We start from the raw sequence: 25,632 nt of genomic DNA on the forward strand, positions 1-25,632 counted from the left end.
TTCTGGCCCGCCCCTTGCATGGATCAAGCACCCTAAACCAAGGAGGGAACAACCATGCCCAACGCCAGCCGCAAGTCCGCCCAGGCCGAGCAGGTTGCACAGAAGCCGTCCCGGGCGAAGTCCGCGACCGCCACGCGGTCCGCGCAGTCCACCAGGGCCACGCCGTCGGCGCGTGCCGGCACCGCGCCGGCGACCCGCAGCAGCGGCCCGTCCGCGGGCAAGGGCGCAGCCGGCAAGCCGGCAGCGGGCACCCGGCCGCGCGGCAAGGAAGCCAAGACCTACCAGGCCGCCGTCGACGATTCGCTGGAGATGACCTTCCCGGCCAGCGATCCGATCTCGCCCAGCGCTGCCATGCACGCCGAGAAGAAGATGCAGACCGCGCGCGACGACGTCGACTGGAAGCTCAGGGAAGGCAGCCAGGAGCAGCCGGTAGGCGCGAAGCCGGCCGGCCAGCGCAAGGGCGCAGCCGCGGAGTCGGGTCGCTCGGCCAAGCCTGCTGCAAAGACGGGCGCGAAGGCGAGCGCGAAGGCGGGTTCGAAGGCGGGCGACATGCCGGCCGCGAAATCGCCGGGCCGGACTGCTGCCAAATCCACGGCCAGGTCCGCAACGACCGGGTCCGCTGCGACCAGGTCGGCGACGGCCAAGCCTGCCGCCAAGTCCGCAACGAAGCCCGCTACCAAGCGCGCAGCCAAGCCTGCCGCAAAGAGCGGGGCAGCGGCCGGGAGCAAGGCCGGGGCCAGGACTGCGGCCAAGTCCGCCAAGCCGGGCAAGTCGGCCAAGCGCTGAGGAGCGTGCCTGCCCCCTTTAGTCCACCTTGAGTCCAAGCGCCGCGGCGTGGCTGCCACCAGCCCCGCCGCGGTTCCGAACACATCGATGAACGAAAAGGAGCCACCATGTCCGCCATCATCGCTGGCCGCTTCGACAGCTTCGCCACCGCCGAAACCACCGCAAGCCGGCTGCGCGCGCAGGGGTTTGCCGATCAGGACCTGAACCTGTTCTACGTGAACCCGCCCGGGCAGCACGCCGCGTATGCCATCGGCGGCGACCACGCCGCCGACGCCGGCGCGCGCAAATCGGGTGTGGGCGCGATCAGCGGGGTGCTGATCGGCGCCGCCGTCGGCGCCGCGGTCGGCGCGGCGCTGGTGGCCGCGCTGGGCGCGACGCCACCGCTGTCGATCCTGGTGCTGGTGTTCGCGGTGGGGCTGGGGGCCTACCTCGGCTCGCTCGCGGGCGCACTGGCGCTGGCGCGCCATGCCGGGCGCAACCCGCGCACCGGCCAGCCACCGGTGCGCAATGCCGGGGTCGTGCTGGCGGCGCACCTGACCAGCACCGACACCGCCACCGCGGACACGGTCGCGACCGTGCTGCGCCAGGGCGGCGCCAAGGATGTCGAGCGCGCCGACGGCGAGTGGGTCGATGGCCGCTGGGCCGACTTCGATCCGCTGGTGCCGCCGGTGCCGGCCGACCCGCGCGAACGCCGCTAGCGCGCCGCGCGCCACGCTTCGCATTCCGCTCCAACCCGCTACCCGAGCAGCCAAACGGAGGTATCCATGAATCCAGTCCAACCTGAAACGCCCGGCGCCGAACATCCGCACGGCGCCTCGATCGTCGGCGGCATCGACCGCAATTCCCCGGGACCCGGTCCGTTCGTGATGGCGGCCGACACACTCGAGGGCAACAAGGTGGTCGATCCGGCCGGCGATGATATCGGCACCATCGACCACATCATGATCGACGTGCTCGGCGGACGTGTTGCCTATGCCGTGCTGGCGATGGGCGGCTTCCTCGGCATCGGCGAAAAGCTGTTCGCGCTGCCGTGGTCCGCGCTGACCCTGGACACGCGGCGCAAGTGCTTCGTGCTCGGCGTCGAGAAGGACCGGCTCAAGGCCGCGCCGGGGTTCGACAAGGACCACTGGCCGACCATGGCCGACTCGCAATGGGCCACCAGCATCCACCAGTACTACGGCATCTCGCCGTACTGGGAAGCCGACCGCTATGACCCGTGGGGCTGAGCCAGACTCGTCAGGCCATTAGCCCCAGGTAAAACGCCAAGGCGCCGGAGATGACCTCCGGCGCCTTGTCTTTCAGCGTGCCGTTCAGACCTTGTGGTTCACCTGTCCGGCGGGCTTGTCGGCCGGGTCGGCGTGCCGGCCGCTGCCGGCAGGCTGGCCCTGCGGTTCGGGTGCAGGCGCCTGTCGCGTCGACAGCGCGTTATGCACGCCCAGCACGCCGGGACTGACCGCGGCGGCCTTTTCCACGCGCTGCGCGGTGTCGACGTCTTCCACGCAGCCGCGCACGGTTACGCGCCGGTCGGCCACCTCGAGCGTCACGCCGTCGGGAAAGCGGCCATCGAAGGCCGCGGCAATTTCGGCGCGTACGGCCACGCGCAGGGCTTCGTCATCGGCGGAAGGGGTTGCGCTCATCGCGGCTCCTGGTCGATGCGGCTTCAGCGCGCGGGCGCCGAAGGCGTGGAGATCGACGCCAGCGTCTCGCCGGATTCGCGCGTATCGGCACCCTTGCTGGCGAAGTCGCCCAGCGACACGATGCCCACCAGAGTGTGGTCGTGGTCGAGCACCGGCAGGCGCCGCACCTGCGCGGCTTCCATCTTGTGCTGCGCGTCTTCGAGCGATTCGTCTTCGAGGCACCATTCCACTTGCGGCGACATTGCATCGGCCACGCGCGTGGCCTGCGGCGGCTGGCCGCCGGCGGTGGCGCGCACGGTGATGTCGCGGTCGGTCAGCATGCCGACCAAACGTCGGCCGTCACAGACCGGCAGCGAGCCGACGTGCAGGTCCGCCATCAGCTGCGCGGCATGCTGGATGGTTTCATCGGGGGTGATATAGGCCGGCTGGCGCGTCATGATGTCGACGACGCGGCGGGGCGCGCGGGGTTGCGTAGCAGGGGATTGGAACATGGCTGGCTCCGCTAGTTTGTGGGCCGGTCCCTGGTGCGGACCGGGCCCGGTTCAACAGGGCGGCGACCAGCCACCGGCGCACCGGGAAGTCGCCGCTTCGTCATGGAATGCGGCGCAAGAAGCGTTCCCGTCGCCCCGCGCGCCGTCGGCGCGCAGGAATGCGGCCACGCGCCGGCAAGATTTATCTCCCGATGTAGAAACGAAACGTGCAGGGTGCGGCAAGTGCTGCGCCCGTTGTAGGACTGCGCCCGCTGCACATCGGCCATGCGCTCCATAAAATGAAATCAGCATGCCGCCCAGGCCATCACCATTTTCGGCGGCCAATCCGGCGATTTGTCCGTGGGAGTGCAACGATGCCCAAATCCAGCCCCATCCTGCCCGGCGTTGGCCATCGGCCCGGCGCCGGCAAACGTGCCACCGTGCTGCACCTGTTCGACCGCTTTGCCGGCGGCGCCACGCGCCATGCCGGGTCGCCGACCGCCTTCGTGCTGGCCGTCGGCGTGGTGGTGGCGTGGGCCCTTACCGGCCCGATGTTCGGGTACTCCGAAACCTGGCAGCTGGTCATCAATACCGGTACCACCATCGTCACCTTCCTGATGGTGTTCCTGATTCAGCAGAGCCAGAACAAGGATGCCGTCGCGGTCCACCTGAAGCTCAACGAACTGCTGGCCTCGCACCGCGAGGCCAGCAACATGCTGGTGTCGATCGAAGATCTGGATGAAGAGGAGCTGCGCCAGCTGGTCAGCTTCTACCGCCAGCTGGCCGAGCTGGCGGACCAGGAAGACGGCATCAAGACCAGCCATTCGCTCGACGAGGCGCGCGAAAACCACGCCGCCAAGCGTCACGCGCGCGCCTCGCGCGGGCATTCGCCCGAAGCGCCCGCCGGCGGCACACCCGCGACGCGCGCCTCGGCTGCCTCGTAGCTTGCCGGCCAGCGGCCCCCCCTTGCGCAGGATCCATGCGACAACCCGAAACAGGAGCAGGCCGTGACCGTATCCAGCGACGCAAGCAAGCGAAAACCGGGGCTGCCGGCCGGAGCGCCGGCAGCCGCGCAGCAGGGCAGCCGTCCGGTGATGGCCTACGGCTGCGAGACCCTGGACCAGGCCGACAGCCACCATGGCATGACCCTTGCCAATATTGCCCGCAAGGTGGCCCGGATTGCCGGCCAGCCGTTCGCCGGCGGCTACGCCGCGCCGGCGGCGGGACGGCCCGCGCCGTATCTGGTGCCGGCGCAGACCCTGGTCGGCCACGAACTGGCGGCCAGCCTGGGCGTGCAGGGCGAGGACGATCTCTTCGGCGGCGTGGTGCCGTATGCGTTCGTCGCCACCAAGGCGATCACGCACGGCCTGGTCGAGCCCGGTGCCGCGGCGCCGAGGGGCTGGTCCGAGGCCTTCGTGCGGCGCGTGGTGGGCGCCACGCTGCCTGGCTTTACCGCCTTCAGCCTTGGCGATGCGCGCACCGCGGCGCTGCGGCTGCTGACGCTGGGGCCGGTGCGGCTCAAGGATACCGGCGGCGTCGGCGGGCTGGGCCAGTGCGTGGTCGACGGCGAAGCCGCGCTGGAGGAAGCGCTGGCCGCGCTAGCGCCGCATGACGTCGAGCGCGACGGCCTGGTGGTGGAGCGCGACCTGCGCGCGCCGCAGACCTTCAGCGTCGGCAAGGTCGTGCTGGCGGGACTGGAGGCGAGCTATTGCGGCACGCAGGGGCTGACCGAGAACAACCGCGGCCAGAAGGTCTACGGCGGCTCGACCCTGACCGTGGTGCGCGGCGGCTTTGACGCGCTGCTGCAGCATCCGTTCGACGCCCGCATCCTCGCCGCGGTGCGCGCGGCGATGGTGTACCACGAGGCCGCGCTGGCCTGCTATGGCGAGGGCGGCGGCATGGTGCTGTCGCGCTGCAACTACGACGTTGCCTTCGGCGCGCCGGCCGGCGGCGCCAATGACGGGCAGATGCTCGGTGGCGTGCTCGAGCAGTCGTGGCGCGTCGGCGGTGCCACGGGTGCCGAACTGGCGGCGCTGGCGGCGCTGCGCGACGACCCGGGACGCACGCGCGTGGTGGCGTCGACGCGCGAAGTCTACGGCAACGATGTGCGCGTGCCGGAAGACGCCGAGATCTACTACCAGGGCGAAGACCGCCATGTCGGCCCCCTGACCAAATACGCACGACTGGAGCCTGAATCCGATGGCAACGCATGAAGAACTGCTGCAGATCGAAAGCGAAGGCGGCACCATTGCCGGTACCCTGATCAGCCCGGAGACCAAATTGCCGGGTGTGTTGTTCGTGCACGGCTGGGGCGGCAGCCAGCAGCAATACCTGGCGCGGGCGCGCAAGGTGACGGGGCTGGGCTGCGTCTGCCTGACCTTCGACCTGACCGGCCATGCCGGCACGCGCGCGCAATACGAGACCGTCAGTCGCACGCGCAACCTGGCCGACGTGGTGGCGGCCTACGATGTGCTGGTGCGCCAGCCCGAGGTCGACCGCAATGCGATCGCGGTGGTGGGCAGCAGCTATGGCGGCTACCTGGCCGCGCTGCTCAGCAGCCTGCGACAGGTACGCTGGCTGGCGTTCCGGGCCCCGGCGCTGTACATGGACACGGGCTGGGACCTGCCCAAGCGCCAGCTGCACCGTGAGCAGGACCTGGTGACCTACCGGCGCAGCATGGTGCCGCCCGCCAGCAATCGCGCGCTGCGCGCGTGCACGGCGTTTACCGGCGACGTGCTGGTGATCGAATCCGAGCACGACCAGATCGTGCCCCATGCCGTGGTGATGAGCTATGTCGATTCCTGCATCCATGCCAACTCGCTCACCTATCGCGTGATCAAGGGCGCCGACCATGGCCTGAGCGACGAGGAATTCCAGCGCACCTACAGCAGCATGCTGGTCAACTGGCTGCGTGAAATGGTCACCGTGGCCCGCGCCGGCCCGGTCACCGCCGAGCGCGCGGCGCCTCCCGCGCCGAAGCCGGCACCGAAGCCCGCGCCGCCCGCGCCCGACGCCGGGCTCGAAACCCCGCAGCCCGAATCGGCCGGCGCGCCAGGCGCCGCCTGATTTCGCACGCCCATGGACAGCACGCTGCCCGCCACCGAAGCCCCCGCCGCGCTCGACGCGGTGCTGCGCGACGCGGGGCTGCGCTATGTCGACGACGGCAGCCCGGGCATCACGCGCCGGCGCCATGGCAGCGGCTTCAGCTATACCGGCCCCGACGGCAAGCGCGTGAGCGATGCCGCCACGCTGGCGCGCATCGCTGCGCTGGCGATCCCGCCGGCCTACGAGTCGGTGTGGATCTGCCCCGATCCGCGCGGCCACCTGCAGGCCACCGGGCGCGATGCGCGCGGGCGCAAGCAGTACGTCTACCACCCGCAATGGGCCACGCTGCGCGATACCGACAAATACGCACGCCTGGCCGCGTTCGGCGCCGCGCTGCCGCGCCTGCGCGCGCGCGTGGCGCGCGACCTGCGCCGCAACGGCATGCCGCGCGAGAAGGTCGTCGGCGCGGTGGTGCTGCTGCTCGACGCCACGCTGGTGCGCGTCGGCTCGCCCCGCTACGCGCGCCAGAACCGCACCTACGGCCTGACCACGCTGCGGCGGCGCCACGTGACCGTGCGCGGCAGCCGGCTGCGCTTCCAGTTCACCGGCAAGAGCGGCATCACGCACGACGTCTCGGTCAACGACCCGCGCCTCGCGCGCATCGTGCGCAACTGCGCCGACCTGCCGGGCCAGTGCCTGTTCAAGTACCGCGACAGCGACGGCGAGATCCGCGAGATCGGCTCGGCCGATGTCAACGCCTACCTCCAGGAAGTGACCGGCGGGGACTTTACCGCCAAGGACTTCCGTACCTGGGCCGGCAGCGTGCACGCGCTGGCGATCCTGCGCAAGCTGCCGGAAGCGTCCAGCGAGACTGCGCGCCGCAAGGCCGTGACCGATGCCATCCGCGAGGTCGCGAACCAGTTGCGCAACACCGTCGCGGTATGCCGCAAATGCTATGTGCATCCCGACGTCATCGATGCCTACCTGGCCGGCGTGCTGCAGGCGCGCGGCCGCGCGCCCGCGATGACGCGGCTGCGCGCGGACGAGGCGCGGTTGCTGCAATTGCTGGCGGCGGGGCAGTCCGAGCCAGCGAATGGCAAGAAGGGCAATAGCGGGTAATGGTCCGGGGCCCGCAGCTCAGCAACCCAGCGCGCCGATATAGCCAGGCAGGTCCCTGGCCTCGCGCGAGTGCGCCAGCCTGAACGCGTGAGCCACCGCGAAGGCAAAGTGATGCGGCGTGTCGAACGGACCGGGCACGTGGCGCCGGAAGAAGTCCGCCCAGCGGAAATCGAGGTAGGCGGTCTTGACCTTGCGATAGCCGCCCGCCAGCTGCACGAAGGCCTCCAGGCTGCGGTACGGGTCGTCGCGCATATCGTGGATGGCCTCGGGCAGTTCGGTCAGCGGCCGCCGACGGCCATGCTCGTCGTAGGGGTGCACCAGGTGATTGGCGACCATGTGGCGCCAGAAAGCGGGGGCGTCCATGTCGCTGAGGTCGGCGCGCACGATGCCGGGCACATGGGTCAGTCCCAGGTCATGCCATGCGCGCACCCAGTGGTGGTGGTCGACCACATAGAGCATCTGCTCCGGCCCGATCACCAGGTGCACGCGGTGCTTGTCCAGGAACGCGGCGCGCGCTTCCGGCGCCACCCGCCGCGTGACATGGACTTTCTGCGCCACGTGGTAGCCGCCCACCGTGATCTGGGTGGGACGCAGCGCGTCCAGCGGCACCATCAGCTTGCTGTCAGGCGCCAGCTTGCGCGGCGCCCGCCGCGGGGCGGGCGCCTTGTGCGCGGGGGACTGGCCGGAGGCCAAGGCTCAGCTCTTGTTGAGCGTGCGGTCCGGCGAAGTGCCGCCCGCCGACGCCGTGTCGCTGCTGCTGGTCGAGGTGTCGCCGCCCACCTCGGAGCCTGCCGCCCACGAGCTGCCTTGCTGGCGCTGCACGCGCAGGCGGTTGTCGACCTCGGTGACGCCGAACACCGCATCGGCGATCTCCTCGACCACGTATTTCTCGCGGCGCTCGCTGACGGTGCCGTCCAGCGTCACGACCCCGTTCGCTACCTCGACGCTGACCTCGCCGACGTCGATATACGGGTTCATCGCCAGGCGCTCGCACACATCCTCGCGCACGCGCTCGTCAGAGCGCCGGTAACCCTTGGGTCCGGTGGCGCGGCGGCCGGCATGCTGTCCGCCCTGCGTGCCGGAGGCGCTGGCCTGTCCAGCGAACGGCGTGCGGCGGCGGTAGCCGGGGTCGTCCGGGTAGACGCGCTGGCCGCCGCTGAACGACTGCCCACCACGACCCGGATCGCCGAAGTAGCCGCCGCCATAGCTGGGCTGTCCGCCCCGCTGGGCGCGGTCGCGTTCGCTGCCTTCCTGCCAGTGCATGGCACGGCCGCCTTCGCTGCGGCCGCGCTCGGAGCCCCAGCTGCCCTGGCCGCGCTGATTGCGTTCGCCGCCGCGTTCACTGCGTTCATCGCGCTCGTAGCGCTCGCCGCGGCCGCTGGATTCGCTGCGGCGCCCGCGCGGTCCGAAGCGGTCCTCGTCGCGATAACCGTAGCCCGATTCGCGTTCCGCGCTGCGGTAGCCGCTGTCCTGCTGCGATGGCCGGTAGCCACCATAGGCGCTGCTGTAAGGATGGCCGCTGCCGCCGACATCGGCGGCGCCATAGCCGCTCTCGCCCCAGCTGCCGCGGCGCTGGCCGGCGGGGGTGTCCTGCTGATACCACGGGCCGCCGTGGCGCGAGGATTCGCGCTCGCTGCCCATGCTGCGGCCCTGGCCGCGGCTTTCGTTGCGTTGTTCGTTGCGACGTTCGTCGCGATCTTCGTCGCGGCGGTTTTCTTCCCAGCGCTGGCGGCTTTCATAGCCATGGCCGCCATACTCGCCCCGGCGCTGGCTGCTCTCGCCGCGCCAGTCCTCGCCCCATTCCTGCCCCCAGTCCTCCGAGCCGCGGCCCTCGCTTTCATCGCGCATCCTTTGCTCGGGGCCGCGGTCGCGGCGTTGCGCTTCGGGCCGGCCGCGGCTGCCGCGGTCATTGCGGAAGTTGAACATATCTGCCTCCTGGCGGTGAGGCCCCGCGCGCCGGCACTGCCCGCAGGCATGTGCGGCAGGCGCCGGAAGCCGTTGACGTTTCGGATATGGAGAAGGCCGCAAAATCCGTGCCCCGGCGCGCGGACGAAACGGCGCAGTGCCGCATACGCGCGCGCTGTAAGGTTTGCCGTGCGATGTAAGGGTTACGGGCAGCACGGCAGGGCGTGTGCCGCCGCGCGTGGTGGCATGCGGGCCCGCGCCTTGCGGTTTGCGGCATGGAACTTGCGCGCCACCCTGGCATCTTGCATGGCCGCGGGGCGGCGCCAGGCCGGCGTCACCTGGCGCGGCCACCCCCGACAGGAGACTGCCATGTCCACACCCAAGAGCGTCCCGCCCCAGCACCAGTCGCGCCAGCCCGGCCTGGAAGCGCCGATGCGCCCGCAGCCGGACAGCGGCGCGGACGATTACGTCGGCAGCGGCCGGCTCAACGGACGCGTCGCGCTGGTCACCGGCGGCGACAGCGGTATCGGCCGCGCCATTGCGGTGGCGTTTGCGCGCGAAGGCGCCGATGTCGCCATCGCCTACCTGGACGAACATGCCGACGCGCGCGAGACCGTCAACCTGGTCGAGCAGGCCGGCCGCAAATGCCTGGCCATCGCCGGCGACCTCGCCGACTGCAACCATGCCGAGGCCGTTGCGCGGCAGACGCTGCAGCAGTACGGCAAGCTCGACATCCTGGTCAACAACGCCGCCGAGCAGCATCCCAAGGAATCGCTCGAGGAAGTCGAGGCCAGCCAGGTCGAGGCGACCTTCCGCACCAACGTGTTCGCGATGTTCCACCTGACGCGCGCGGTGCTGCCGCACCTGAAGTCCGGTGCATCGATCCTAAACACCACCTCGGTCACCGCCTATCGCGGCAGCAAGCACCTGCTCGACTATTCCGCGACCAAGGGCGCGATCGTTTCGTTCACGCGCTCGCTCGCGCTGCAGGTGGTGGAGCGCGGCATCCGCGTCAACGGCGTGGCCCCGGGCCCGATCTGGACGCCGCTGATTCCGTCCACCTTCAGCCCCGAGGAGGTGGCGGAATTCGGCAAGAAGACGCCCATGGGCCGCCCCGGGCAGCCGTTCGAGGTCGCCGGGGGCTACGTGTTCCTCGCCTCGGATGCGGCAAGCTATATCACCGGGCAGATCCTGCACATCAATGGCGGCGAGGTCGTGAACGGCTGAGCGGGCTTGCGCCATGCACGCGCATGTAGTTCAGCGCCGCGTTTGCAAATATTGCATGCAGCGAGCCCGTCGCCTGCCGTGCCGTGCAGATCCTGCGCGGGCGTGGCTCTTGCAATACGGGTGGGATCAGCCGACCGCCATCGCCAATCTCTGGGAGGCATCATGTCATCGATCATCGCGGGACGTTTCGATTCGCTCGCCAGCGCCGAGGATGCCGCGCGCACGTTGTTCGCGCGCGGGTTCTCGGTATGGGATGTATCCATCGTGTCAGTGCAGCACCCTGCCAGCGATCAGCAGGACGACACCGCCGCGCAGCAGCCGGCCGATAACGTCATGCTGGCCGCATGCGTCAACAACGGGCTGGGTTCGGTGGTCATCGACGTGCTGCGCGAAACCGGCGCCAGCCAGCTCGAGCGCGCGCAGGGAACCTGGGAATGCGGGCAGTGGACCGATTTCGATCCGGCCCGGCACGGCGAGCCGGTGCGCGAGGGCGAGGGCGAGTACTGGCCGCGCCCGCTGGCCAGCGACGCCACCGCCGAGGAGAGCACTGGCAACGAAGACCCCGGCAGCGAGCTCGAGCATTTCGTCAACCAGAAACGTGTCGAACACGACTGAACGCCCCGCCGAGCCGGCCGACCTGGTCCCCGGCGCCGAGCCCGTGGCCGCGCCGGTGGTGGCGCCGCGCTGCCCGCGCGGCAAGGCCGTCGCCGAACTGGCACGGCTGCGCCCGACGCAGCTGACGCTCGGCTACATCCACGTCCACCACAAGATGGAAGTCACGCAGCGCCACGCCGATCCGGAAGACCACGAGGTGCTGCAGCGCTTCATGCGCCGGCATCGCATCAAGACCGTGGCCGGGCCGGGCGGGGAGCTTTATATCGTCGACCACCACCACTGGGCGCGCGCGTGGCTGGACCTCGGCTACCAGCTCGCGCCGGTGCGGGTGCTGGAAGACTTCAGCGACCTGGATGCGGCCGCATTCTGGAAGCGCATGCGCCAGCTGGGGCATGTCCATCCCTACGATGAACACGGCAAGCGGCAGGGGCCCAAGGCCTTGCCCTCGACCGTGCGCAGCATGCGCGACGACCCGTATCGCAGCCTGGCTGCCTTTGCCCGCGAAGCGGGCGCGTACCGCAAGCCGGACAGCGCCTACGGCGACTTCTGCTGGGCCGGGTTCCTGCGCAAGCGGGTCGAGCAGGACCTGCACAGTATTGCGGGGTTCGGGCTGGCGCTGGCGGAATCGATCAAGCTTGCGCGCAGTCCCCGCGCCAGGCGCCTGCCGGGCTATTGCGGCGGACCGCTGGAGGGGAAGACCGGCAAACCGGCGAAGCCGTTGAAGACCGGCAAGGGCAAGAACGGCAGGGCCGGATAGCAACAGGGCAGGCGTGTGCCTGCCCTGTGCTGGTATGCCGCCGCGCTGCCAGCGCGGCCCGGCCTCACGTGCAAGGCCGCGCGTACCGATCAACGTTCCGACTTGTGCTTCGGCATGCCCTTGGTCTTGGTCGAAGCCATCTTGTCGAGTTCCTTCTCGCTCATCGACTTGTACATCGAGCGGGAAGGTCCCTTCAGCGAACCGGCCTTCTTTTCGCCGCGCTTTGCGGAGAGTGCCGCTCCGGCGGCCTGTTGTTGCGCCTTGGATTTTGCTGGCATCTGAGTCTCCTTGCGAAAGGTGAAAAGGTTGAAAGGACCGGGCGCACGCTGACGCGCGAGCCCGCGCTTCGTTATAGGTGCCAGGCGGGGCCGCGACAAGCGCGGCCGGCACGCAAATCGTCTGGCGCGCTCCGTACCGCGGTTCGCTGCCTGCCGGACGCTAGATCCGGCCCAGCACCACCAGCAGCACCACGATCAGGACGATCAGTCCCAGGCCGCCGCTCGGCCAGTAGCCCCAGCCGGAACTGTACGGCCAGGCCGGCAGGGCGCCGATCAGCAGCAGGACGAGGATGATCAGAAGGATGGTGCCGATGCCCATGGCGTGCTCCTTGTTCGTGGATCGGGGAAGCCGCGCGGCTTCCGACTCCGAGGCGGCTCCGCAGAGCCATCCGCTTACCGTTCAGCGTAGAACAAGGGGTGCGGGCATCCCTCCGGGCAAGGACTGATATCGGTGTAGGAATCGGACGACGCCCAAGTGCGGGCAAGGCGACCCGCGCGGCCAGCGCGGGCGGTGTTCAGGCCGTGTTCAGCCCGTGTTCCACCGCATAGACCGCCACCTGCACGCGGCTGGCCAGGTTCAGCTTCTTCAGGATGTTCTGCACGTGGATCTTCACCGTGCTTTCGGCCACGCCCAGGTCGCGCGCGATCTCCTTGTTGCTTTCGCCGCGGGCCAGGCCCTGCACGATCTCGCGCTCGCGCGCGGTCAGCCGCGGCGCTTCCTCCTGGCGCGGCGCAGCCACGGGCGCGGGCGCGCGGAACTGCGCCACCAGCTTGGCGGTCATGCTGTCGGAGATCACCGGCTCGCCGGCGGCGGCGCGGCGGATGGCGGCGATCAGTGCCTCGGTCTCGATGTTCTTGATCAGGTAGCCGCGCGCGCCGCCGCGCAGCGCGGCGGCCAGTTCCTCGGCCTCCTCGGACACCGTCAGCACGATCACCGCGGTCTGCGGCAGGTCTTCGACCAGCAGCTGCAGCGCCTCGAGCCCGGACAGCCCCGGCATGTTCAGGTCGAGCAGGATCACGTCGGGGCGGTGCTGCTTGGCGCGCTTGATGCCTTCCACGCCGTCGGCGGCTTCGTCGACGATCTCGAAGTCGGCCTGGCGCTGCAGCAGCGCGCGGATGCCCGAGCGGAACAGGGTGTGGTCGTCGATCAGCAGGATGCGGATGGTCATGGCTGGGTCTCGCTCGGGAGGGTCAGGCGGCTAAGGCTGGTGATGGGGTTGGCGCTGCGGTCGCGGCGCGCGGCGCCGGCTGCCGGCGGGCAGCACCAGTTCGATGCGCACGCCGCTGCCGGGGCTGGCCTGCACGTGCAGCTGAGCCCCCAGCCGCGCGGCGCGCTCGCGCATGATGCTCAGGCCGATATGCGCGTCGGCGCGGGTGGCCAGTTCGTCGGGGTCGAAGCCTTCGCCGTCGTCCTGCACCACCAGGCGGAAGTCGCGTCCATGGCTGAGCGCCACCGCCACGTGCGCCGCCATGGCGTGCTTGCGCACGTTGGAAAGCGCCTCCTGCAGGATGAACAGCACCTGCAGCTGCTGCTCGGGCGACAGCGGCCAGGCGCCGCCGCGTTCGTCGATGGCCAGCGTGGCCTCGGTGCGGCATTGCCGGCGAAAGCGCCCGACGGTCTCTTCCACCGCGGGGCGCAGCTCGCCGGTGCCCAGGCGCGAGCGGAAATTGTTGAGCAGCTCGCGCACGTCCTGGTAGCTCTCTTCCACGCCATGGCGCAGCATCGGCACCAGTTCGCGGGTCTCGGCCAGGTCGTCGCGCGCAACCGCGTCGTCCAGCAGCTGCACCTGCAGGTTCAGGTAGTTCAGCCCCTGGGCGATGCTGTCGTGCAGCCCTTGCGCCACCAGGTTGCGCTCTTCCACCACCGCCAGCTGGCGCGCGGTGGCGGACAGGCGCAGGTGTTCCAGCGCGGTGCCCAGGTGCTGCGCCAGCGTCTGCAGCAGTTGCCGGTCCGACGGCGGCAGCTTGCGCGGCGCACGGAAGTGCAGCGCGAACATGCCGGTGGCGCCGCGCTGGCTTTCGATGCGGAACGCCGCCAGCGACTGGAATCCGTCGCGGCCGCACGGCGTTTCGTCGGCCGCGCCGGCACGCGCCGCGCCGCGCAGGTCGACGATGGCGATCACGGCCTCGCGCGTGGCATCGCCGCAATGGCAGCCATTGGCCGATGCGCAGGAATCGGCTTCGGCCAGCGCCGCAGGCAGGCCCGCGGTGGCCAGCAGGTGCATGCGGCCGTGGCGGCTGTCGAGCACGCGCACGCTGCCGCCGTCGGCATCGAACTGGCGCATCACCCGCGCCAGGAAGCCCTGCGCCATGGCCTCGGCGTCTGCGGCCTGGTTCAGGAAGGCGGCCATCTCGTACAGCGTTTCCAGGTCGCGGTTGTGGCGCTCCAGCTCGGCGGTCTTCTGCGCCACGCGCGCTTCGAGGTCGTGGTACAGGCCCTGCAGCTCGCCCGCCATGCGGTTGAAACCCTCGCTGAGCGTGCCGAACTCGTCGCGGCTTTCCACCGGCAGGCGCAGCGAAAATTCGCGCGCGGCCATGCGCCGCAGACCGTCCTGCAGCCGCAGCACCGGCAGGATGATCCACAGGTAGAGCAGGTAGATCACGGCGACCGTGCCGATGCAGGCCATCAGCGCCAGCGCGGTTTGCGACAGCCGCAGCAGGTCGGTCTTGCGCGCGCTGTCGTGTTCGATCATGCCCACCAGGCGGTCGGCCTGGGCGACAAAACCCGGCAGCGCGGCAATGTATGCTGCGGGCGATGCGCCGGCCACGGCCAGCGGTCGCAGCCGCTGTTGCCAGTCATGGGTGACGCGGGTCATCTGCGTATGGATGGCTGGCTCGTCCGGCAGGAACAGCGGCCGCGCCGCATCGCCCTTCTTCAGCAGCGCCAGGGTGGCGTCCAGCGCCTGCGCCTGCGCGGCCAGGTCATTGGCGCGGCCCGCGTGCGCCAGCGCCAGCTCGATCGCCACGCGGTTGGCGCGCATGCGCAGGCTGCCGGCATCGTTGATGGCGGCGCCGGCGCCTTCCAGCTTCCAGGACAGCCACAGCGTGCCGGAGATCATGCCCAGCACCACCAGCAGCACGGCCAGCGACAGCGAGATGATGCGCGTGGAAAGGCGGTGCCGCAGCGCGGGCAACGCGGATGCCGCCGTGGCGGAGGCGGCAGGAGGATCGGTATCTGACATGGTGGTATCGGGGGCTACCAGGGGTCACGCAAGGAGTCGGAAGCGATTCTCCCCGCGCAACCGGCTGGGCTACCTGCGCCAGATCAAGGAAACCCGGCTTTGGCGCGAGTATGTGCCGGCAGCGGCGCATCGCGGGCAGCGCGTATGGCGCCAAGGCGGTTTCCATCACACCGTGATATTTAAAGCCGGCGCCGGGACTTGGCCCCGGTCAAATCCCTGCGCGGCGTGGCGTCCTAGCATCGGGCCTTTTGTCAGGACTGGTGAGAAGAAGCGATGGCCGTATCCACTTCAACCGGCGCGCGCATGCGTCACCGCCGTCGCGCCACGGGACGCGCATGAAAGGCGCGGATCTCGACTACGCGCGCGCGCCGCGGCCTGCGCTGGTGTTCGGTTGCCTGATGCCGGCGCCGTGGCTGGGCGCGGCCGCGGGGCTGCTGCTGGCTGCGGGGCCCGCCGATGGCCTGCCCGACCGCTTCGCGCCGCTGGCGCTGGCGGCGGTGCATTCGCTGGCGCTGGGCATGCTGCTGCCGGTGATGGTCGGGGCGCTGTTCCAGATGATGCCGGTGGTGGCGCGTGTGGACGTCCCCGGTGCCGGTCGGCTGGCGCCGTTCATGGCCGCGACCGGCGCCGCGGTGGCGGCCGCGCTCGGCTTCGGCTTGCTGGGCGGCGCGCCGGCGGCTTTGCGGGTTGCGGCTGCCCTGGGCGCAGTGCTGCTGCTGGCGGGCGCGGCGCTGCTTGTCGCGGGCCGGCGCGTGGCCGCGGTCGACGCCACCACGCGCACGCTGGCCGGCATCGGTGCGCCGCTGGTGGCGGCGGTGCTGGCCGGCATCGCGCTGGCGGGCACCTTGGGGGGGCTGTGGCGCGTGCCGGTGGCGCAGGCGCTTGGCCTGCATATGGCGTGGGCGCTGGGCGGCTGGCTTGCGGCGCTGGTCAGCGGGGTCGCGGCTACGGTGCTGCCGATGTTCTGGCAGACGCCGCGCGCGCCGGCGGCGCTGGCGCGCTGGCTGCCGCTGGGGCACTGGGCCCCGCTGGCGATGTTCAGCGCTGCGCTGGTGCTGTGGCCAGGGGAACCAGTGCTGGCACGGGCCGCGCTGGTGGTGTGGCTGTCGTTCGTGGCGGTGTTGGGGGCATGCGGGCTCGCCGGCACGCTGCGCGCGCGCCGGCGCCATGATCCATTGTGGCCGTTGTGGCCGGTGGCCTGCGCCAGCATGCTCGGCGCGGCGGTGCTGGGGGCGGCTGCTGTGCTTCTGCCCGGGGTGGCGCTGCGGCTGGCGTGGTGGGCCGGCACGATGGCGCTGGTCGGCGTGGGCGTGCTGCCGGTGACGGCGATGCTGGGCAAGATCGTGCCGTTCCTGGTCTGGCTGCACCTGCGCCGGCTGCTGCCGCCCAGGGCGCGCGTGCCGGCGATGCAGGCGATCGTCGCGCCGGGCCGTCAGCGCGCGCAGGCGTGGCTGCTGCTGGCGGCCTACGCGGTGCTGCTGGCGCTGCCGCTGGCGCCGGCGCTGCTGGCCCGCGTCGGCGGGCTGCTGCTGGCGGGTGCCAATGCGTGGCTGGGATGGCAATTGCTGGCGGCGCTGCGGTGCATGCGGCGGATGCGCAAGTGTGGTGGGTTGCCGCCGCGTGTTGTGGATGGGATTGGCGTGCCGCCGGTTTGCTCCCCTCTCCCGCTTGCGGGAGTGGCGCCGGGGGAGAGGGCGGGCGCTGGCATACCGACGCGCCCGACTTCGTAGAGACTCCGGCCCTCTCCCCACCCCTCTCCCGCAAGCGGGCGAGGGGAGCCTTGTTCGGGCGGCGGTGGCAATCGAGACGCTGCGGTCAGGCGGCTGCCAGCCCGGCAGGTTTTTCCCCTGTCAGCAGATAGTGGATCAGCTCCGCCACCGGCCGGATGGCTTCGCCAAACGGCAGCGCGCCGCGGCCGCGGAAGAACAGGCCGCGTTCGACGTCGCCGCGCACGGCCTGCGCCAGCTTCAGGTCGATACAGAACTGGCCGATGCGCGCGATGCCGTCGCGCAAGCCGCAGGCCTGCAGGCAATCGAATCCTTCCAGGCATTCGCGCACGCGCGCGCGGCGCTGCAGGCGCGCTTCGCTCGACAGGTAGCGCTGCAGCCATGGCGTCAGCACCGCGCGCGCGGGCAGGCCGGCGACGCTGGTGAATTCGCGCAGGGTTTCGGGCCGCGCGGTGGCCAGCACTTGCTTGAAGGCCGGATGGGCATCGCATTCCTCGGTCACGGCGAAGGCCGTGCCCAGCTGCACCGCGGCGGCGCCTTCGCCCAGCCAGTGGCGCACCTTGGCGTGACTGTCGATGCCGCCGGCCAGGATCAGCGGGATGCTGTCCCAGGCCAGGCCCAGCTGCGCGAACAGTTCGCGGCATTCGCCCAGCACGCGCGAGAACGAGAAGCGCGGCTCGGACAAGTCCTGGATGGTGGCCGCACCCAGGTGGCCGCCGGCGTGCGCAGGGTGTTCGACCACGATGGCGTCGGGCAGCCGGCCCTTCTTCATCCAGCGGCGCAGCACCAGGCCGATGCCGCGCGCCTCGGACAGGATCGGGATCAATGCCACCCTGGGATGGCCGGCGGTGAGTTCGGGCAGGTCCAGCGGCAGCCCGGCGCCCATGACGATGGCATCGGCGCCGCTTTCGCAGGCTTGCCGCACCAGCGCCGCGTGCGAGCCGACCGCCTTCATCACGTTGACGGCGATCAGGCCGCGGCCCTCGGAGGCGGCGCGCGCGGCGCGGATCTCGCGGTCCAGCGCCTCGAGGTTGGCGGCTTCGATGGCGGGCTTGTCACGGCTGCCGCGCGTGCGGGCCATCAGGTCGGGGTGGTGGTGGCGCAGGTCGATGCTGGCGATGGTGCCGACGCCGTTTTCGCGCGCGACCGCGCCTGCCAGCCGGTGCGCCGAGATGCCGATGCCCATGCCGCCCTGCACGATCGGCAGCAGGCGGCGGCCGCCCAGCTTGAGCCAGGGGTGATTCATAAACGGGTCTCCGGAAGAGGATGGACGCCAGGCCGCACGGCGGCCCTGGCGCGGGGATGACGCGCAAGCGTGGCACAGCGGCACGGGCCTGCGTTTGCCGCAGGTCAACCCTGGCCGGCTGGCCTGCCATCGGCCTACGCCGACTGGCATAGCCCGTCGCGGCCGGGGTGCCTTTGGCGTGGGTTTGCGCACGGTCAAGCCCCTGCCGCGGGCGCTTGGCTAGCATCGGCCGCTGTCTTCCTTCCCCCGCGCCGCCGCCGGCGCCATCACCGATGACCAGTTCCACTCCCGCCCGATCCGACGCCCCATCGGACGCCCCGTTGGCCGCCGCGTGCGCGCCGCGCCGCCCGCAGCTGGTTGCGCCCGCCGGCTCGCTGGCGGCGCTGCGCGTGGCTTTGCAGCACGGCGCCGACGCGGTCTACCTGGGGCTGCGCGACGCCACCAACGCGCGCAACTTCGGCGGCCTGAACTTCACCGAGGCCGACATCCGCACCGGCGTGGCCGAAGCCCATGCGCGCGGCGCCGAGGTGCTGTTCGCCATCAACACCTTTGCGCAGATGGGCGCGGTGGCGCAGTGGCACCGCGCCGTCGATGCGGCCGCTGACCTTGGCGCCGATGCCGTGATCATGGCCGACGCGGGCCTGATGGGCTATGCCTGCACGCGCCATCCGGACTTGCGGTTGCACTTGTCGGTGCAGGGTTCGGCCACGCATGCCGATGCCATCGAGCTGATGCGCGAGCGCTTCAATATCCGGCGCGTGGTGCTGCCGCGCGTACTGTCGCTGGCGCAGATCGGCAAGCTGGCGCGCCAGACCAGCGTCGAGCTGGAGGTGTTCGGCTTCGGCAGCCTGTGCGTGATGGCCGAGGGGCGTTGCCTGCTGTCGTCGTATGCCACCGGCGATTCGCCCAACAACAAGGGTGTGTGCTCGCCCGCGCATGCGGTGCGCTGGACCGAGCAGGGCGGCACCATGCAGGCGCGGCTGTCGGGCATCCTGATCGACAGCTACGCGCCTGGCGAGCCGGCCGGCTATCCGACGCTGTGCAAGGGCCGCTTCGAGGTCGAGGGCGAGCGCGGCTACGTGCTGGAGGAGCCGACCAGCCTGAATGCGCTGTCGCTGCTGCCGGCGCTGATCGACATGGGCATTGCTGCGATCAAGATCGAAGGACGCCAGCGCAGCCCGCGCTATGTCGGCGACGTGGTCGGCGTGCTGCGCGCGGCGATCGACGCCGCCTGCGCCGATCCGGCCCGCTTCGCGCCGCGCCAGGAGTGGCAGGGCACGCTGGGACGCCATGCCGAAGGCGACCAGGTGACGCAGGGCGCCTATGACCGCCCCTGGCGCTGACACCATGACATCCACCTGCCTGTATCCCGACATGCGGGACATGCGGGACATGCCGGCCACGATGGAGCTCTTTATGCCACACACCGCCGCGGCCGCGATGCCGCATGCCGCCGCGATGCCCGGCTTCGGCATCGCCCTGGGCCCGCTGCTGTACTACTGGCCGCGCGAAGCCGTGCTGCAGTTCTATGCGTCGGTCGCCGACGCGCCGGTCGACCGCGTCTACCTGGGCGAAACCGTCTGCACGCGCCGCCACGAAATCCGCCATGCGCAATGGCTGGAGATTGCGCAGATGCTGCGCGATGCCGGCAAGGAGGTGGTGCTGTCCACGCCGGTGCTGGTCGAGTCCGATACCGATATCGCCTGGATGCGGCGCGTGTGCGCGCAGGACGATTACCTGGTCGAGGCCAACGATCCCGGCGCGGTGCGATGCATGGGCGGGCGGCCCTTCGTCGGCGGCCCGCATCTGAACGCCTACCATGCCGATACGCTGGCGTGGCTCGCCGGCCTGGGCGCGGTGGGCTGTGTCGCGCCGGTGGAGATGGACGGCACCACGCTGGCCGCGCTGGCAGCGGCGCGGCCAGCCGGCATGCAACTGGAAGCCTTTGTCTGGGGCCGCCTGCCGCTGGCGTTCTCGGCGCGCTGCTTTACCGCGCGCCACCATCGCCTGCGCAAGGACAGCTGCGAGTTCCGCTGCATGGACTATCCCGATGGCCTGGTCGCCGCGACCGGCGAAGGGCAGGCGTTCTTCACGCTGAACGGGGTGCAGACGCAGAGCGCCACTTGCCTGGACCTGTGCGCCGAGGCGCCGGAAATGGCGCGGATGGGGGTGGGGATGCTGCGCGTCAGCCCGCATTCATCCGGTACGCTCGCGGTGGTGCAGCAGCTGGCGGCGATCCGCGCCGGGCAGCGCGCGCCCGCTGCCAGCGGCATCACGCCGGCCGGTGCCGAGCCATGCAATGGCTACTGGCACGGCCGCGCCGGCATCGCCTGGGAGGCCCCGGCATGAGCGCGCTGCACAAGCTGATCGCCGGCGTGCACCGGCGCCTGCCGGCCCGCGCGCGGGCGCTGCCGCTGGTGGCGGCGCTGGAGCTGGCGCGCCGCGCCGGCTGGCTGGAGCCGCCCGCGGCGCTGGACGGACATGCCTTCCTGCTGACGGTGCAGGACCTGGAGCTGGCCGTGCCGTTCCGCTGCGAAGGCGGGCGCTTCCGCGCCGGCAGCACCGACGCCGAGCCCGCGCTGACGCTGCGTGCCTGCGCGGTGGACTACCTGCGCCTGCTGGGCGGCGAGGCCGACACCGACACGCTGTTCTTCCAGCGCCGGCTGGTCATCAGCGGCGATACCGCTCTCGGGCTCGAGGTCAAGTACTGGCTCGATGCGGCGCCGCGGCCGGCGTGGGTCAGCCAGGCCGCGGCGCGGCTGGTGGCGCTGCATGGCGCCACCGTGGGCCGGGCCGGCGCCGCTTCCTGAGCGCGGCTCAGGCGTCGCCGTCCAGCATGAAGCGGTTGCGCCCGGCGCGCTTGGCGCGGTACATCGCGCTGTCGGCGCGGTGCAGCAGCGGCTCCAGCCGCGGCGCTTCGGGCACGGCCCAGACCGCGCCAACGCTGATGGTCACCACTGGCTGCACCGGCGTGCCCTGGTGCGCGATGCCCAGCTCGCGCACCGCGGCCACCATGCGGCGCCCGAGCTCGCGGGTCTCGTCACGGCTCGCGCCGGGCAGCACCGCGGCGAACTCCTCGCCGCCCAGGCGCGCGCAGAACTGCTCGCCGTGCAGTACACCGCTGAGGGCGCCGGCAATCTGCCGCAGGCAATCGTCGCCGGCCATGTGGCCATGCAGGTCGTTGTATTGCTTGAACTGGTCCACGTCCAGGATCAGCAGCCCCAGCGGCTGGCCGCGCTCGCACGCGCGCGTCACGGCGGCAATCGACTCGCGCTGGAAGTAGCGGCGGTTGCGGATGCCGGTCAGGGCGTCGATGTCCAGGTCCGCCTGCACCTGCCACAGCTGCTCTTCGGTCTGGCCCAGCCGCGCGCTCAGCGCCAGCTCGCGCGACTGGAAGCGGCTGATGTCGCGCAGGAACAGCAGGCTGCCCATCTGCCTGCCGTCCAGGCGCGCGACGCGTTCGCCGGTCAGCTCGAACGGCGCGCCCGGCGGCACGAAGGGCACGGCAACGCTGTCTGCGGCGTGGGCCTCAGCGTTTGCAGGAGATGGCCGCAGTGCGGTGTCCCAGCCGGCCGGCAGCGGATCGCCGCGGCGCAGCGCCGGCCACAGCTGCGCCGCGGCGGGATTGAATTCGACGATGGTGCCGTGGCCGTCAACAATGACGCAGCCTTCGCCGAGTGCATCGAACACGCGCAGCCGTGCGTAGTGGCCGATATCGTCCAGGTGCGTGCGCAGCCCGCAGAACCACACCAGCGCCGCCATCAGCGAAAACGTCGCCGGCGTCAGGTCGCCGCCCAGCGGCCCGGTCCAGCGGTTGAGATAGGCGACATTGGCTACCAGCGGCAGGGCCAGGCCCCCGCCCAGGATGGCGCGCCCGCGGCGCGACAAGGCGCCGTTGGGTACCTTGGCCGTGACCAGGAAATACAGGCTCAGCGCCAGCAGCAGGTAGGACCACGCCGCCACCACGGCATAGCCGATGCCATGGTCGAACACCGCGCCTGGCAGCACGCCGGCCGGCAGCAGCGTGATGCGCGGCCACACCAGGCCGTGACGTTCGTTGGTAAAGACCATCACCACCGTGACCACCGCCGCCAGCACCGGCAGCCACAGCCGCGACCAGGGCACCACGTAGCGCGGGCGGCTCAGGTGCACCATCGCCACCAGCCAGCCGATCGGCACCGCGACGATGCCGAGGTACTGGATCTTGGCCCACAGGATGCGCCCCTCGAGGTCGGTCGAGCTGATCTCGAGCAGGCGGCCGCCGCTCCAGGTGGCCGCGCCGGCGGCCAGCACCAGGAAGGCCTGCACGGTTGGATCGTCGCGCCGTGGCCAGGTGGCGATGGCCATGCCGATGCAGGCAACCACGGCGACGGTAAGCAGTAGAACCAGCGAATATGAGGGCATTGAAGGCGGCGCGCGTCTTCGAGACCCGGGCATTGGTGCCGCCGCCCGGCCAGGCGCACGCCGGTTGCGTGCGCTCCGCGATCTCGTCAGCCAGCATGATACCGGGCGGCATCGCTGGCTTGGCAGCGGGGTGCGCCGATGCAACAGCGGCCGCGAGGCCGCCGCCCGGTCAAGCCCGCCGTGGCAGGATCAGGACCCGCTCAGGCCTGCTTCGGGGTTTCCCGCACCAGCCAGAACGGGATGTCGACAACGTCCTGCCGCAGGCCCGGCCACTCGAACCCCATGCCGCGCGTCAGCAGGTGGCCCCAGCCGTCGATCCACTTCTGCTGGGCACGGGCATACAGCTCCAGCATGGCCGAGGCGTAATGCAGCGAACCGCCGAGCAGCGGCAGCTCGCTGGCAATCTCGCGCGCGTAGCGGGATTCGGGGTCGGGCTCCATCATCGTGCCCATGGCGTCGAACTGGATGTTCTCGAACAGGCTGCGGGTGAAGTCCAGGTTGAGTTCGGCCATGCGGTGCCAGATCCCGGCCAGGTCGGCCTGCATGGCGTCCAGCTGCGGTGCGCCGGCATACACGGTGGGGAAGGGCCAGAACACCGGCGGCCAGAAGATTTGCGTTGCGGTCATCATCACGGGGATTCTCCAGTGGTGGGCCGTGCGCGCAGTGGGCGACCGTGGGAGGCAGTTGCTGCACACGACGATGGCGCCCTGCTTGGGCATCCGGATCAGCTTATGCGGTAATGGCGCGACTTGCCATGCCGCCGCGGCCCCGGAGCCGGGTCGGGTTCACTTGCATCCCAGCCGCCTGGCCAGCTTGTGCAGGTTGCTGGCGTCGATGCCGAGCCGGCGCGCCGCCTGCGCCCAGTTGCCGCCGTGGTCGCGCAGGGCCTGTGCGATGCAGGCGCGCTGGGTTTGCTCGACGGCGTCGCGCAGCGCGATGCCCGGGGCCGGCGCCGACGCGGTGGGCGGGATGGTCGCGCCGGTGCCGCTCTGCGTGGCCGGCGGCAGCTCCAGGCCGTCGAGGTCGAGCAGTTCCGGCTCCAGCGTCACGATGTCATTGCGGCCCGCGCCGCGGCTGACCGCGCGCAGCGCGGCGCGGCTGATCACGTGTTCCAGCTCGCGCACGTTGCCCGGCCAGCGGTAATGGCGCAGCGCGTCCTGTGCGCCGCCCGACAGCCGCAGGCTGCGCAGGCCCAGGCGGGCACGATTCAGCTCGAGGAAGCGCCCCGCCAGCAGCAGCACATCGTTGCCGCGCTCGCGCAGCGGCGGAATCGGGATCGGGTACACCGACAGGCGGTGGTACAGGTCGGCGCGGAACGAGCCGTCGCGCACATGCTCGCGCAGGTTGCGGTTGGTCGCGGCGATCACGCGCACGTTGACGCGGCGCGGGCGGTCCGAGCCCAGCCGCTGGATCTCGCCGTTCTGCAGCGTGCGCAGCAGCTTGGCCTGGATCGCCAGCGGCAGCTCGCCCACCTCGTCGAGAAACAGGGTGCCGCCATCGGCGGCCTCGAAGCGCCCCGGGCGCTCGCCGGTGGCGCCGGAGAAGGCGCCGCGCGCATGGCCGAACAGCTCGCTCTCGGCCAGCGATTCCGGCAACGCGGCGCAGTTGACATGCACCAGCGGCTGCGCGCGCCGGCGCGACTGGCGGTGCAGGCGATGCGCGAACAGCTCCTTGCCCACGCCGGTCTCGCCCAGCAGCAGCACCGGCAGGTCGGTGTCGGCCACCACTTCCAGTTCATGCAGCAGGTTGGCGATGGCCTCGCTCTGGCCGATGATCTCGGCGCCGATGTCGTGCGGGGCCGCGCCTTCCTCGGACTCCGGCGTGCCGCGCGCGAGCTGCAGCGCGCGGATCTCGCCCTCGAGCCGGGTGGTGCGCACGGCGGCCTCGACGATCACCGTCAGCCGCTGCAATTCGGCCTGAGCCGCGCCGTCGAAGGTGCCGACCGTCAACGCATCCAGCGTCAGCACGCCCCACGGCTGACCGTCCACTTCCAGCCGGGTGCCCATGCAGTCATGCACCGGCAGCGGCTCGCCCACATGCTCGTCGATCAGGCCATCGTACGGGTCGGGCAGCATGCTGTCGTGATGGAAGCAGGTCACGCCGCGGCGCGCCAGGATCGCTGCCAGGCGCGGATGCAGGCCCACCGCGAAGCGCCGGCCCAGCGCGTCGCGCACCAGGCCGTCGACCGCTACCGGGCGCAGGTGGTCTTCCTCCAGCCGCAGCAGCGCCACCGCGCCGCAGCGGAAATGCGTGCGCAACGCGCTGACCAGCCGCTGCAGGCGTACGGCGTGCGGCAAGTCGATGACGAGGTCGGACAGCAGTTCGGAGTACATGGCGGGCGGGGGGGCAAGGTGAAAAACACCGTACCGGGTAATTAGTACCGCGACAAGTATAGGGTAGTTAGTACCCTTGCTATTCCAAGACCTTGATTCAAATCGGCTTTTTTCTGGCACGTTGCTCGCGTATGTCTGGCGGTCATCACTTCCACACGGAGAAACCGCCATGACGTTGCAAGACCATTCGCTGGGCCAGCTGGCCCGCCAGATTCCCGGTGCCACCCGCATCTTCCACGACCACGGACTGGACTTCTGCTGCGGCGGCAAGCAGACGCTGCGCGACGCCGCGCAGCAGAAGGGGCTCGATGCCGCCGCCGTGGCCGCCATCGCCGCACAGCTGCGCGCGCTGCAGGACGAGGCCGATCCGTCGGCGCAGGACTGGAACACGGCCGCACCGCCGGCGCTGATCGACCATATCCTCACGCGCTTCCATGCCCGCCATCGCGATCAGTTGCCCGAACTGATCCGCCTGGCGCGGCGGGTCGAGCAGGTCCACGGCGAGCGGCAGGAGTGCCCGCTGGGCCTGGCCGACCACCTGAGCGAGATGCTGGGCGAGCTGGAATCGCACATGCAGAAGGAAGAGCAGGTGCTGTTCCCGATGCTGCTGCGCGGCCTGCATGCCGCCGCGAGCCGCCCGATCGCGGTGATGCGCGCCGAGCATGACGACCACGGCGTCGCCCTGCAGCGGCTGGCCGAGCTGACCAACGACATCACGCTGCCGCGCGCGGCCTGCAATACCTGGCGTGCGCTCTACCTGGGCCTGCGCACGCTGCGCGAAGACCTGATGGAACACATCCACCTGGAAAACAACGTGCTGTTCGAAGGCGCGGCAACCACCGCTGCCGCGACCGCGCCGGCGCAGGCCAACGGCTGCGGCTGCTCGGCGCACGCCTGAGCC

General features: G+C 70.8%; 27 protein-coding genes. 15 read left to right on the plus strand and 12 right to left on the minus strand.

Going from position 1 to position 25,632, the window contains the following annotated elements; translation table 11 throughout:
* The first annotated feature begins 54 nt into the window (after positions 1-54).
* The 3 genes from C7416_RS00405 to C7416_RS00415 all read left to right on the plus strand — a co-directional run bounded on the left by C7416_RS00405 (position 55) and on the right by C7416_RS00415 (position 2,012).
* Positions 55-786 carry a hypothetical protein gene (locus C7416_RS00405; protein WP_111516607.1) on the plus strand — a complete coding sequence of 244 codons (732 nt, stop codon included), beginning with the start codon at positions 55-57 and terminating at the stop codon, positions 784-786.
* Between the two features lie 107 nt (positions 787-893).
* Complete coding sequence (locus tag C7416_RS00410; RefSeq protein ID WP_111516608.1) at positions 894-1,484, plus strand: DUF6861 domain-containing protein; 591 nt, start codon at positions 894-896, stop codon at positions 1,482-1,484.
* Positions 1,485-1,550: 66 nt separating this feature from the next.
* On the plus strand, positions 1,551-2,012 hold the full coding sequence (locus C7416_RS00415; RefSeq protein WP_018005539.1) for a PRC-barrel domain-containing protein: 462 nt from the start codon (positions 1,551-1,553) through the stop codon (positions 2,010-2,012).
* An 84-nt stretch (positions 2,013-2,096) separates the two neighbouring features.
* On the opposite strand, the gene C7416_RS00420 is transcribed toward C7416_RS00415, so the two are convergent.
* Together C7416_RS00420 and C7416_RS00425 are read right to left on the minus strand one after the other, a co-directional pair.
* Positions 2,097-2,423 (minus strand): BON domain-containing protein, encoded by a 327-nt coding sequence (locus C7416_RS00420; protein ID WP_111516609.1) that lies wholly within the window; start codon positions 2,421-2,423, stop codon positions 2,097-2,099.
* A 23-nt stretch (positions 2,424-2,446) separates the two neighbouring features.
* Positions 2,447-2,914 carry a CBS domain-containing protein gene (locus C7416_RS00425; protein ID WP_111516610.1) on the minus strand — a complete coding sequence of 156 codons (468 nt, stop codon included), beginning with the start codon at positions 2,912-2,914 and terminating at the stop codon, positions 2,447-2,449.
* 353 nt (positions 2,915-3,267) lie between these two features.
* Between C7416_RS00425 and C7416_RS00430 the strand changes: the two genes are divergently transcribed.
* From C7416_RS00430 to C7416_RS00445, 4 genes are all read left to right on the plus strand, one after another.
* Positions 3,268-3,837 (plus strand): low affinity iron permease family protein, encoded by a 570-nt coding sequence (locus C7416_RS00430; RefSeq protein WP_111516611.1) that lies wholly within the window; start codon positions 3,268-3,270, stop codon positions 3,835-3,837.
* 63 nt (positions 3,838-3,900) lie between these two features.
* The gene (locus C7416_RS00435) at positions 3,901-5,106 is read left to right on the plus strand and encodes a DUF3182 family protein (RefSeq protein WP_111516612.1); all 1,206 of its coding nucleotides are present in this window, start codon (positions 3,901-3,903) and stop codon (positions 5,104-5,106) included.
* Entirely contained in the window at positions 5,093-5,959 is an 867-nt protein-coding gene (locus C7416_RS00440; RefSeq protein ID WP_111516613.1) for an alpha/beta hydrolase family protein, read from the plus strand. Before C7416_RS00435 ends, C7416_RS00440 begins: the two co-directional genes overlap by 14 nt.
* Positions 5,960-5,971: 12 nt before the next feature.
* A complete protein-coding gene (locus tag C7416_RS00445; RefSeq protein WP_111516614.1) occupies positions 5,972-7,057 on the plus strand; it encodes a DNA topoisomerase IB in 1,086 nt (361 codons plus the stop codon).
* A gap of 18 nt (positions 7,058-7,075) precedes the next feature.
* Here the strand turns inward: C7416_RS00445 and C7416_RS00450 are convergent, their stop codons facing one another.
* Positions 7,076-7,669, minus strand: a complete 594-nt coding sequence (locus C7416_RS00450) for a ParB-like protein (RefSeq protein ID WP_111517437.1) — start codon at positions 7,667-7,669, stop codon at positions 7,076-7,078.
* Between the two features lie 84 nt (positions 7,670-7,753).
* Positions 7,754-8,983, minus strand: coding sequence for a BON domain-containing protein (locus C7416_RS00455; RefSeq protein ID WP_111516615.1), 1,230 nt, complete (start codon positions 8,981-8,983; stop codon positions 7,754-7,756).
* A gap of 348 nt (positions 8,984-9,331) precedes the next feature.
* On the opposite strand from C7416_RS00455, the gene C7416_RS00460 reads away from it, so the two are divergent.
* The 3 genes from C7416_RS00460 to C7416_RS00470 all read left to right on the plus strand — a co-directional run bounded on the left by C7416_RS00460 (position 9,332) and on the right by C7416_RS00470 (position 11,561).
* Complete coding sequence (locus C7416_RS00460) at positions 9,332-10,189, plus strand: SDR family oxidoreductase (protein WP_111516616.1); 858 nt, start codon at positions 9,332-9,334, stop codon at positions 10,187-10,189.
* Positions 10,190-10,351: 162 nt separating this feature from the next.
* Positions 10,352-10,804 carry a hypothetical protein gene (locus tag C7416_RS00465; protein WP_111516617.1) on the plus strand — a complete coding sequence of 151 codons (453 nt, stop codon included), beginning with the start codon at positions 10,352-10,354 and terminating at the stop codon, positions 10,802-10,804.
* Positions 10,788-11,561, plus strand: coding sequence for a ParB-like protein (locus C7416_RS00470; protein ID WP_373425036.1), 774 nt, complete (start codon positions 10,788-10,790; stop codon positions 11,559-11,561). The genes C7416_RS00465 and C7416_RS00470 overlap by 17 nt, the downstream gene beginning before the upstream one ends.
* A gap of 89 nt (positions 11,562-11,650) precedes the next feature.
* Here C7416_RS00470 and C7416_RS00475 read toward each other — a convergent pair whose 3' ends face one another.
* From C7416_RS00475 to C7416_RS00490, 4 genes are all read right to left on the minus strand, one after another.
* A complete protein-coding gene (locus C7416_RS00475) occupies positions 11,651-11,839 on the minus strand; it encodes a DUF3008 family protein (RefSeq protein WP_012356890.1) in 189 nt (62 codons plus the stop codon).
* A 160-nt stretch (positions 11,840-11,999) separates the two neighbouring features.
* Entirely contained in the window at positions 12,000-12,158 is a 159-nt protein-coding gene (locus C7416_RS00480) for a DUF3309 family protein (RefSeq protein WP_012356889.1), read from the minus strand.
* A 196-nt stretch (positions 12,159-12,354) separates the two neighbouring features.
* Positions 12,355-13,008, minus strand: a complete 654-nt coding sequence (locus C7416_RS00485) for a response regulator (protein WP_111516618.1) — start codon at positions 13,006-13,008, stop codon at positions 12,355-12,357.
* Positions 13,009-13,038: 30 nt separating this feature from the next.
* Positions 13,039-15,021 carry a type IV pili methyl-accepting chemotaxis transducer N-terminal domain-containing protein gene (locus C7416_RS00490; protein WP_111516619.1) on the minus strand — a complete coding sequence of 661 codons (1,983 nt, stop codon included), beginning with the start codon at positions 15,019-15,021 and terminating at the stop codon, positions 13,039-13,041.
* A 335-nt stretch (positions 15,022-15,356) separates the two neighbouring features.
* Between C7416_RS00490 and C7416_RS00495 the strand changes: the two genes are divergently transcribed.
* A complete protein-coding gene (locus tag C7416_RS00495; RefSeq protein ID WP_111516620.1) occupies positions 15,357-16,751 on the plus strand; it encodes a hypothetical protein in 1,395 nt (464 codons plus the stop codon).
* Positions 16,752-16,836: 85 nt separating this feature from the next.
* Here C7416_RS00495 and C7416_RS00500 read toward each other — a convergent pair whose 3' ends face one another.
* Complete coding sequence (locus C7416_RS00500) at positions 16,837-17,994, minus strand: NAD(P)H-dependent flavin oxidoreductase (protein WP_111516621.1); 1,158 nt, start codon at positions 17,992-17,994, stop codon at positions 16,837-16,839.
* A 272-nt stretch (positions 17,995-18,266) separates the two neighbouring features.
* Between C7416_RS00500 and ubiU the strand changes: the two genes are divergently transcribed.
* From ubiU to ubiT, 3 genes are all read left to right on the plus strand, one after another.
* Complete coding sequence (ubiU, locus tag C7416_RS00505; RefSeq protein ID WP_240988225.1) at positions 18,267-19,337, plus strand: ubiquinone anaerobic biosynthesis protein UbiU; 1,071 nt, start codon at positions 18,267-18,269, stop codon at positions 19,335-19,337.
* Positions 19,338-19,410: 73 nt separating this feature from the next.
* Positions 19,411-20,343, plus strand: coding sequence for a U32 family peptidase (locus C7416_RS00510; protein WP_181461113.1), 933 nt, complete (start codon positions 19,411-19,413; stop codon positions 20,341-20,343).
* The gene (gene ubiT / locus C7416_RS00515) at positions 20,340-20,804 is read left to right on the plus strand and encodes a ubiquinone anaerobic biosynthesis accessory factor UbiT (protein ID WP_111516622.1); all 465 of its coding nucleotides are present in this window, start codon (positions 20,340-20,342) and stop codon (positions 20,802-20,804) included. The genes C7416_RS00510 and ubiT overlap by 4 nt, the downstream gene beginning before the upstream one ends.
* A 7-nt stretch (positions 20,805-20,811) precedes the next feature.
* On the opposite strand, the gene C7416_RS00520 is transcribed toward ubiT, so the two are convergent.
* The 3 genes from C7416_RS00520 to norR form a co-directional block, all read right to left on the minus strand.
* Complete coding sequence (locus tag C7416_RS00520; protein WP_111516623.1) at positions 20,812-22,398, minus strand: histidine kinase N-terminal 7TM domain-containing protein; 1,587 nt, start codon at positions 22,396-22,398, stop codon at positions 20,812-20,814.
* Positions 22,399-22,598: 200 nt separating this feature from the next.
* Positions 22,599-23,027, minus strand: coding sequence for a polyhydroxyalkanoate granule-associated phasin (locus tag C7416_RS00525; protein ID WP_111516624.1), 429 nt, complete (start codon positions 23,025-23,027; stop codon positions 22,599-22,601).
* Between the two features lie 156 nt (positions 23,028-23,183).
* Positions 23,184-24,731: a nitric oxide reductase transcriptional regulator NorR gene (gene norR, locus C7416_RS00530; RefSeq protein WP_111516625.1), complete on the minus strand. Its 1,548-nt coding sequence runs from the start codon at positions 24,729-24,731 to the stop codon at positions 23,184-23,186.
* Between the two features lie 169 nt (positions 24,732-24,900).
* Between norR and ytfE the strand changes: the two genes are divergently transcribed.
* Positions 24,901-25,629: an iron-sulfur cluster repair protein YtfE gene (gene ytfE, locus C7416_RS00535; protein ID WP_111516626.1), complete on the plus strand. Its 729-nt coding sequence runs from the start codon at positions 24,901-24,903 to the stop codon at positions 25,627-25,629.
* Positions 25,630-25,632 lie beyond the last annotated feature (3 nt).

The organism is Cupriavidus phytorum, assembly GCF_003254285.1.
GTDB classification, from domain to species: Bacteria; Pseudomonadota; Gammaproteobacteria; order Burkholderiales; family Burkholderiaceae; genus Cupriavidus; species Cupriavidus phytorum.

Coding starts and splice junctions, on each gene's coding strand:
- C7416_RS00405 (WP_111516607.1), top strand. CDS start 55: ATGCCCAACGCCAGCCGCAAGTCCGCCCAGGCCGAGCAGGTTGCACAG.
- C7416_RS00410 (WP_111516608.1), top strand. CDS start 894: ATGTCCGCCATCATCGCTGGCCGCTTCGACAGCTTCGCCACCGCCGAA.
- C7416_RS00415 (WP_018005539.1), top strand. CDS start 1,551: ATGAATCCAGTCCAACCTGAAACGCCCGGCGCCGAACATCCGCACGGC.
- C7416_RS00420 (WP_111516609.1), bottom strand. CDS start 2,423: ATGAGCGCAACCCCTTCCGCCGATGACGAAGCCCTGCGCGTGGCCGTA.
- C7416_RS00425 (WP_111516610.1), bottom strand. CDS start 2,914: ATGTTCCAATCCCCTGCTACGCAACCCCGCGCGCCCCGCCGCGTCGTC.
- C7416_RS00430 (WP_111516611.1), top strand. CDS start 3,268: ATGCCCAAATCCAGCCCCATCCTGCCCGGCGTTGGCCATCGGCCCGGC.
- C7416_RS00440 (WP_111516613.1), top strand. CDS start 5,093: ATGGCAACGCATGAAGAACTGCTGCAGATCGAAAGCGAAGGCGGCACC.
- C7416_RS00445 (WP_111516614.1), top strand. CDS start 5,972: ATGGACAGCACGCTGCCCGCCACCGAAGCCCCCGCCGCGCTCGACGCG.
- C7416_RS00450 (WP_111517437.1), bottom strand. CDS start 7,669: ATGGTGCCGCTGGACGCGCTGCGTCCCACCCAGATCACGGTGGGCGGC.
- C7416_RS00455 (WP_111516615.1), bottom strand. CDS start 8,983: ATGTTCAACTTCCGCAATGACCGCGGCAGCCGCGGCCGGCCCGAAGCG.
- C7416_RS00460 (WP_111516616.1), top strand. CDS start 9,332: ATGTCCACACCCAAGAGCGTCCCGCCCCAGCACCAGTCGCGCCAGCCC.
- C7416_RS00465 (WP_111516617.1), top strand. CDS start 10,352: ATGTCATCGATCATCGCGGGACGTTTCGATTCGCTCGCCAGCGCCGAG.
- C7416_RS00475 (WP_012356890.1), bottom strand. CDS start 11,839: ATGCCAGCAAAATCCAAGGCGCAACAACAGGCCGCCGGAGCGGCACTC.
- C7416_RS00480 (WP_012356889.1), bottom strand. CDS start 12,158: ATGGGCATCGGCACCATCCTTCTGATCATCCTCGTCCTGCTGCTGATC.
- C7416_RS00485 (WP_111516618.1), bottom strand. CDS start 13,008: ATGACCATCCGCATCCTGCTGATCGACGACCACACCCTGTTCCGCTCG.
- C7416_RS00490 (WP_111516619.1), bottom strand. CDS start 15,021: ATGTCAGATACCGATCCTCCTGCCGCCTCCGCCACGGCGGCATCCGCG.
- C7416_RS00495 (WP_111516620.1), top strand. CDS start 15,357: ATGAAAGGCGCGGATCTCGACTACGCGCGCGCGCCGCGGCCTGCGCTG.
- C7416_RS00500 (WP_111516621.1), bottom strand. CDS start 17,994: ATGAATCACCCCTGGCTCAAGCTGGGCGGCCGCCGCCTGCTGCCGATC.
- ubiU (WP_240988225.1), top strand. CDS start 18,267: ATGACCAGTTCCACTCCCGCCCGATCCGACGCCCCATCGGACGCCCCG.
- C7416_RS00510 (WP_181461113.1), top strand. CDS start 19,411: ATGCCACACACCGCCGCGGCCGCGATGCCGCATGCCGCCGCGATGCCC.
- ubiT (WP_111516622.1), top strand. CDS start 20,340: ATGAGCGCGCTGCACAAGCTGATCGCCGGCGTGCACCGGCGCCTGCCG.
- C7416_RS00520 (WP_111516623.1), bottom strand. CDS start 22,398: ATGCCCTCATATTCGCTGGTTCTACTGCTTACCGTCGCCGTGGTTGCC.
- C7416_RS00525 (WP_111516624.1), bottom strand. CDS start 23,027: ATGATGACCGCAACGCAAATCTTCTGGCCGCCGGTGTTCTGGCCCTTC.
- norR (WP_111516625.1), bottom strand. CDS start 24,731: ATGTACTCCGAACTGCTGTCCGACCTCGTCATCGACTTGCCGCACGCC.
- ytfE (WP_111516626.1), top strand. CDS start 24,901: ATGACGTTGCAAGACCATTCGCTGGGCCAGCTGGCCCGCCAGATTCCC.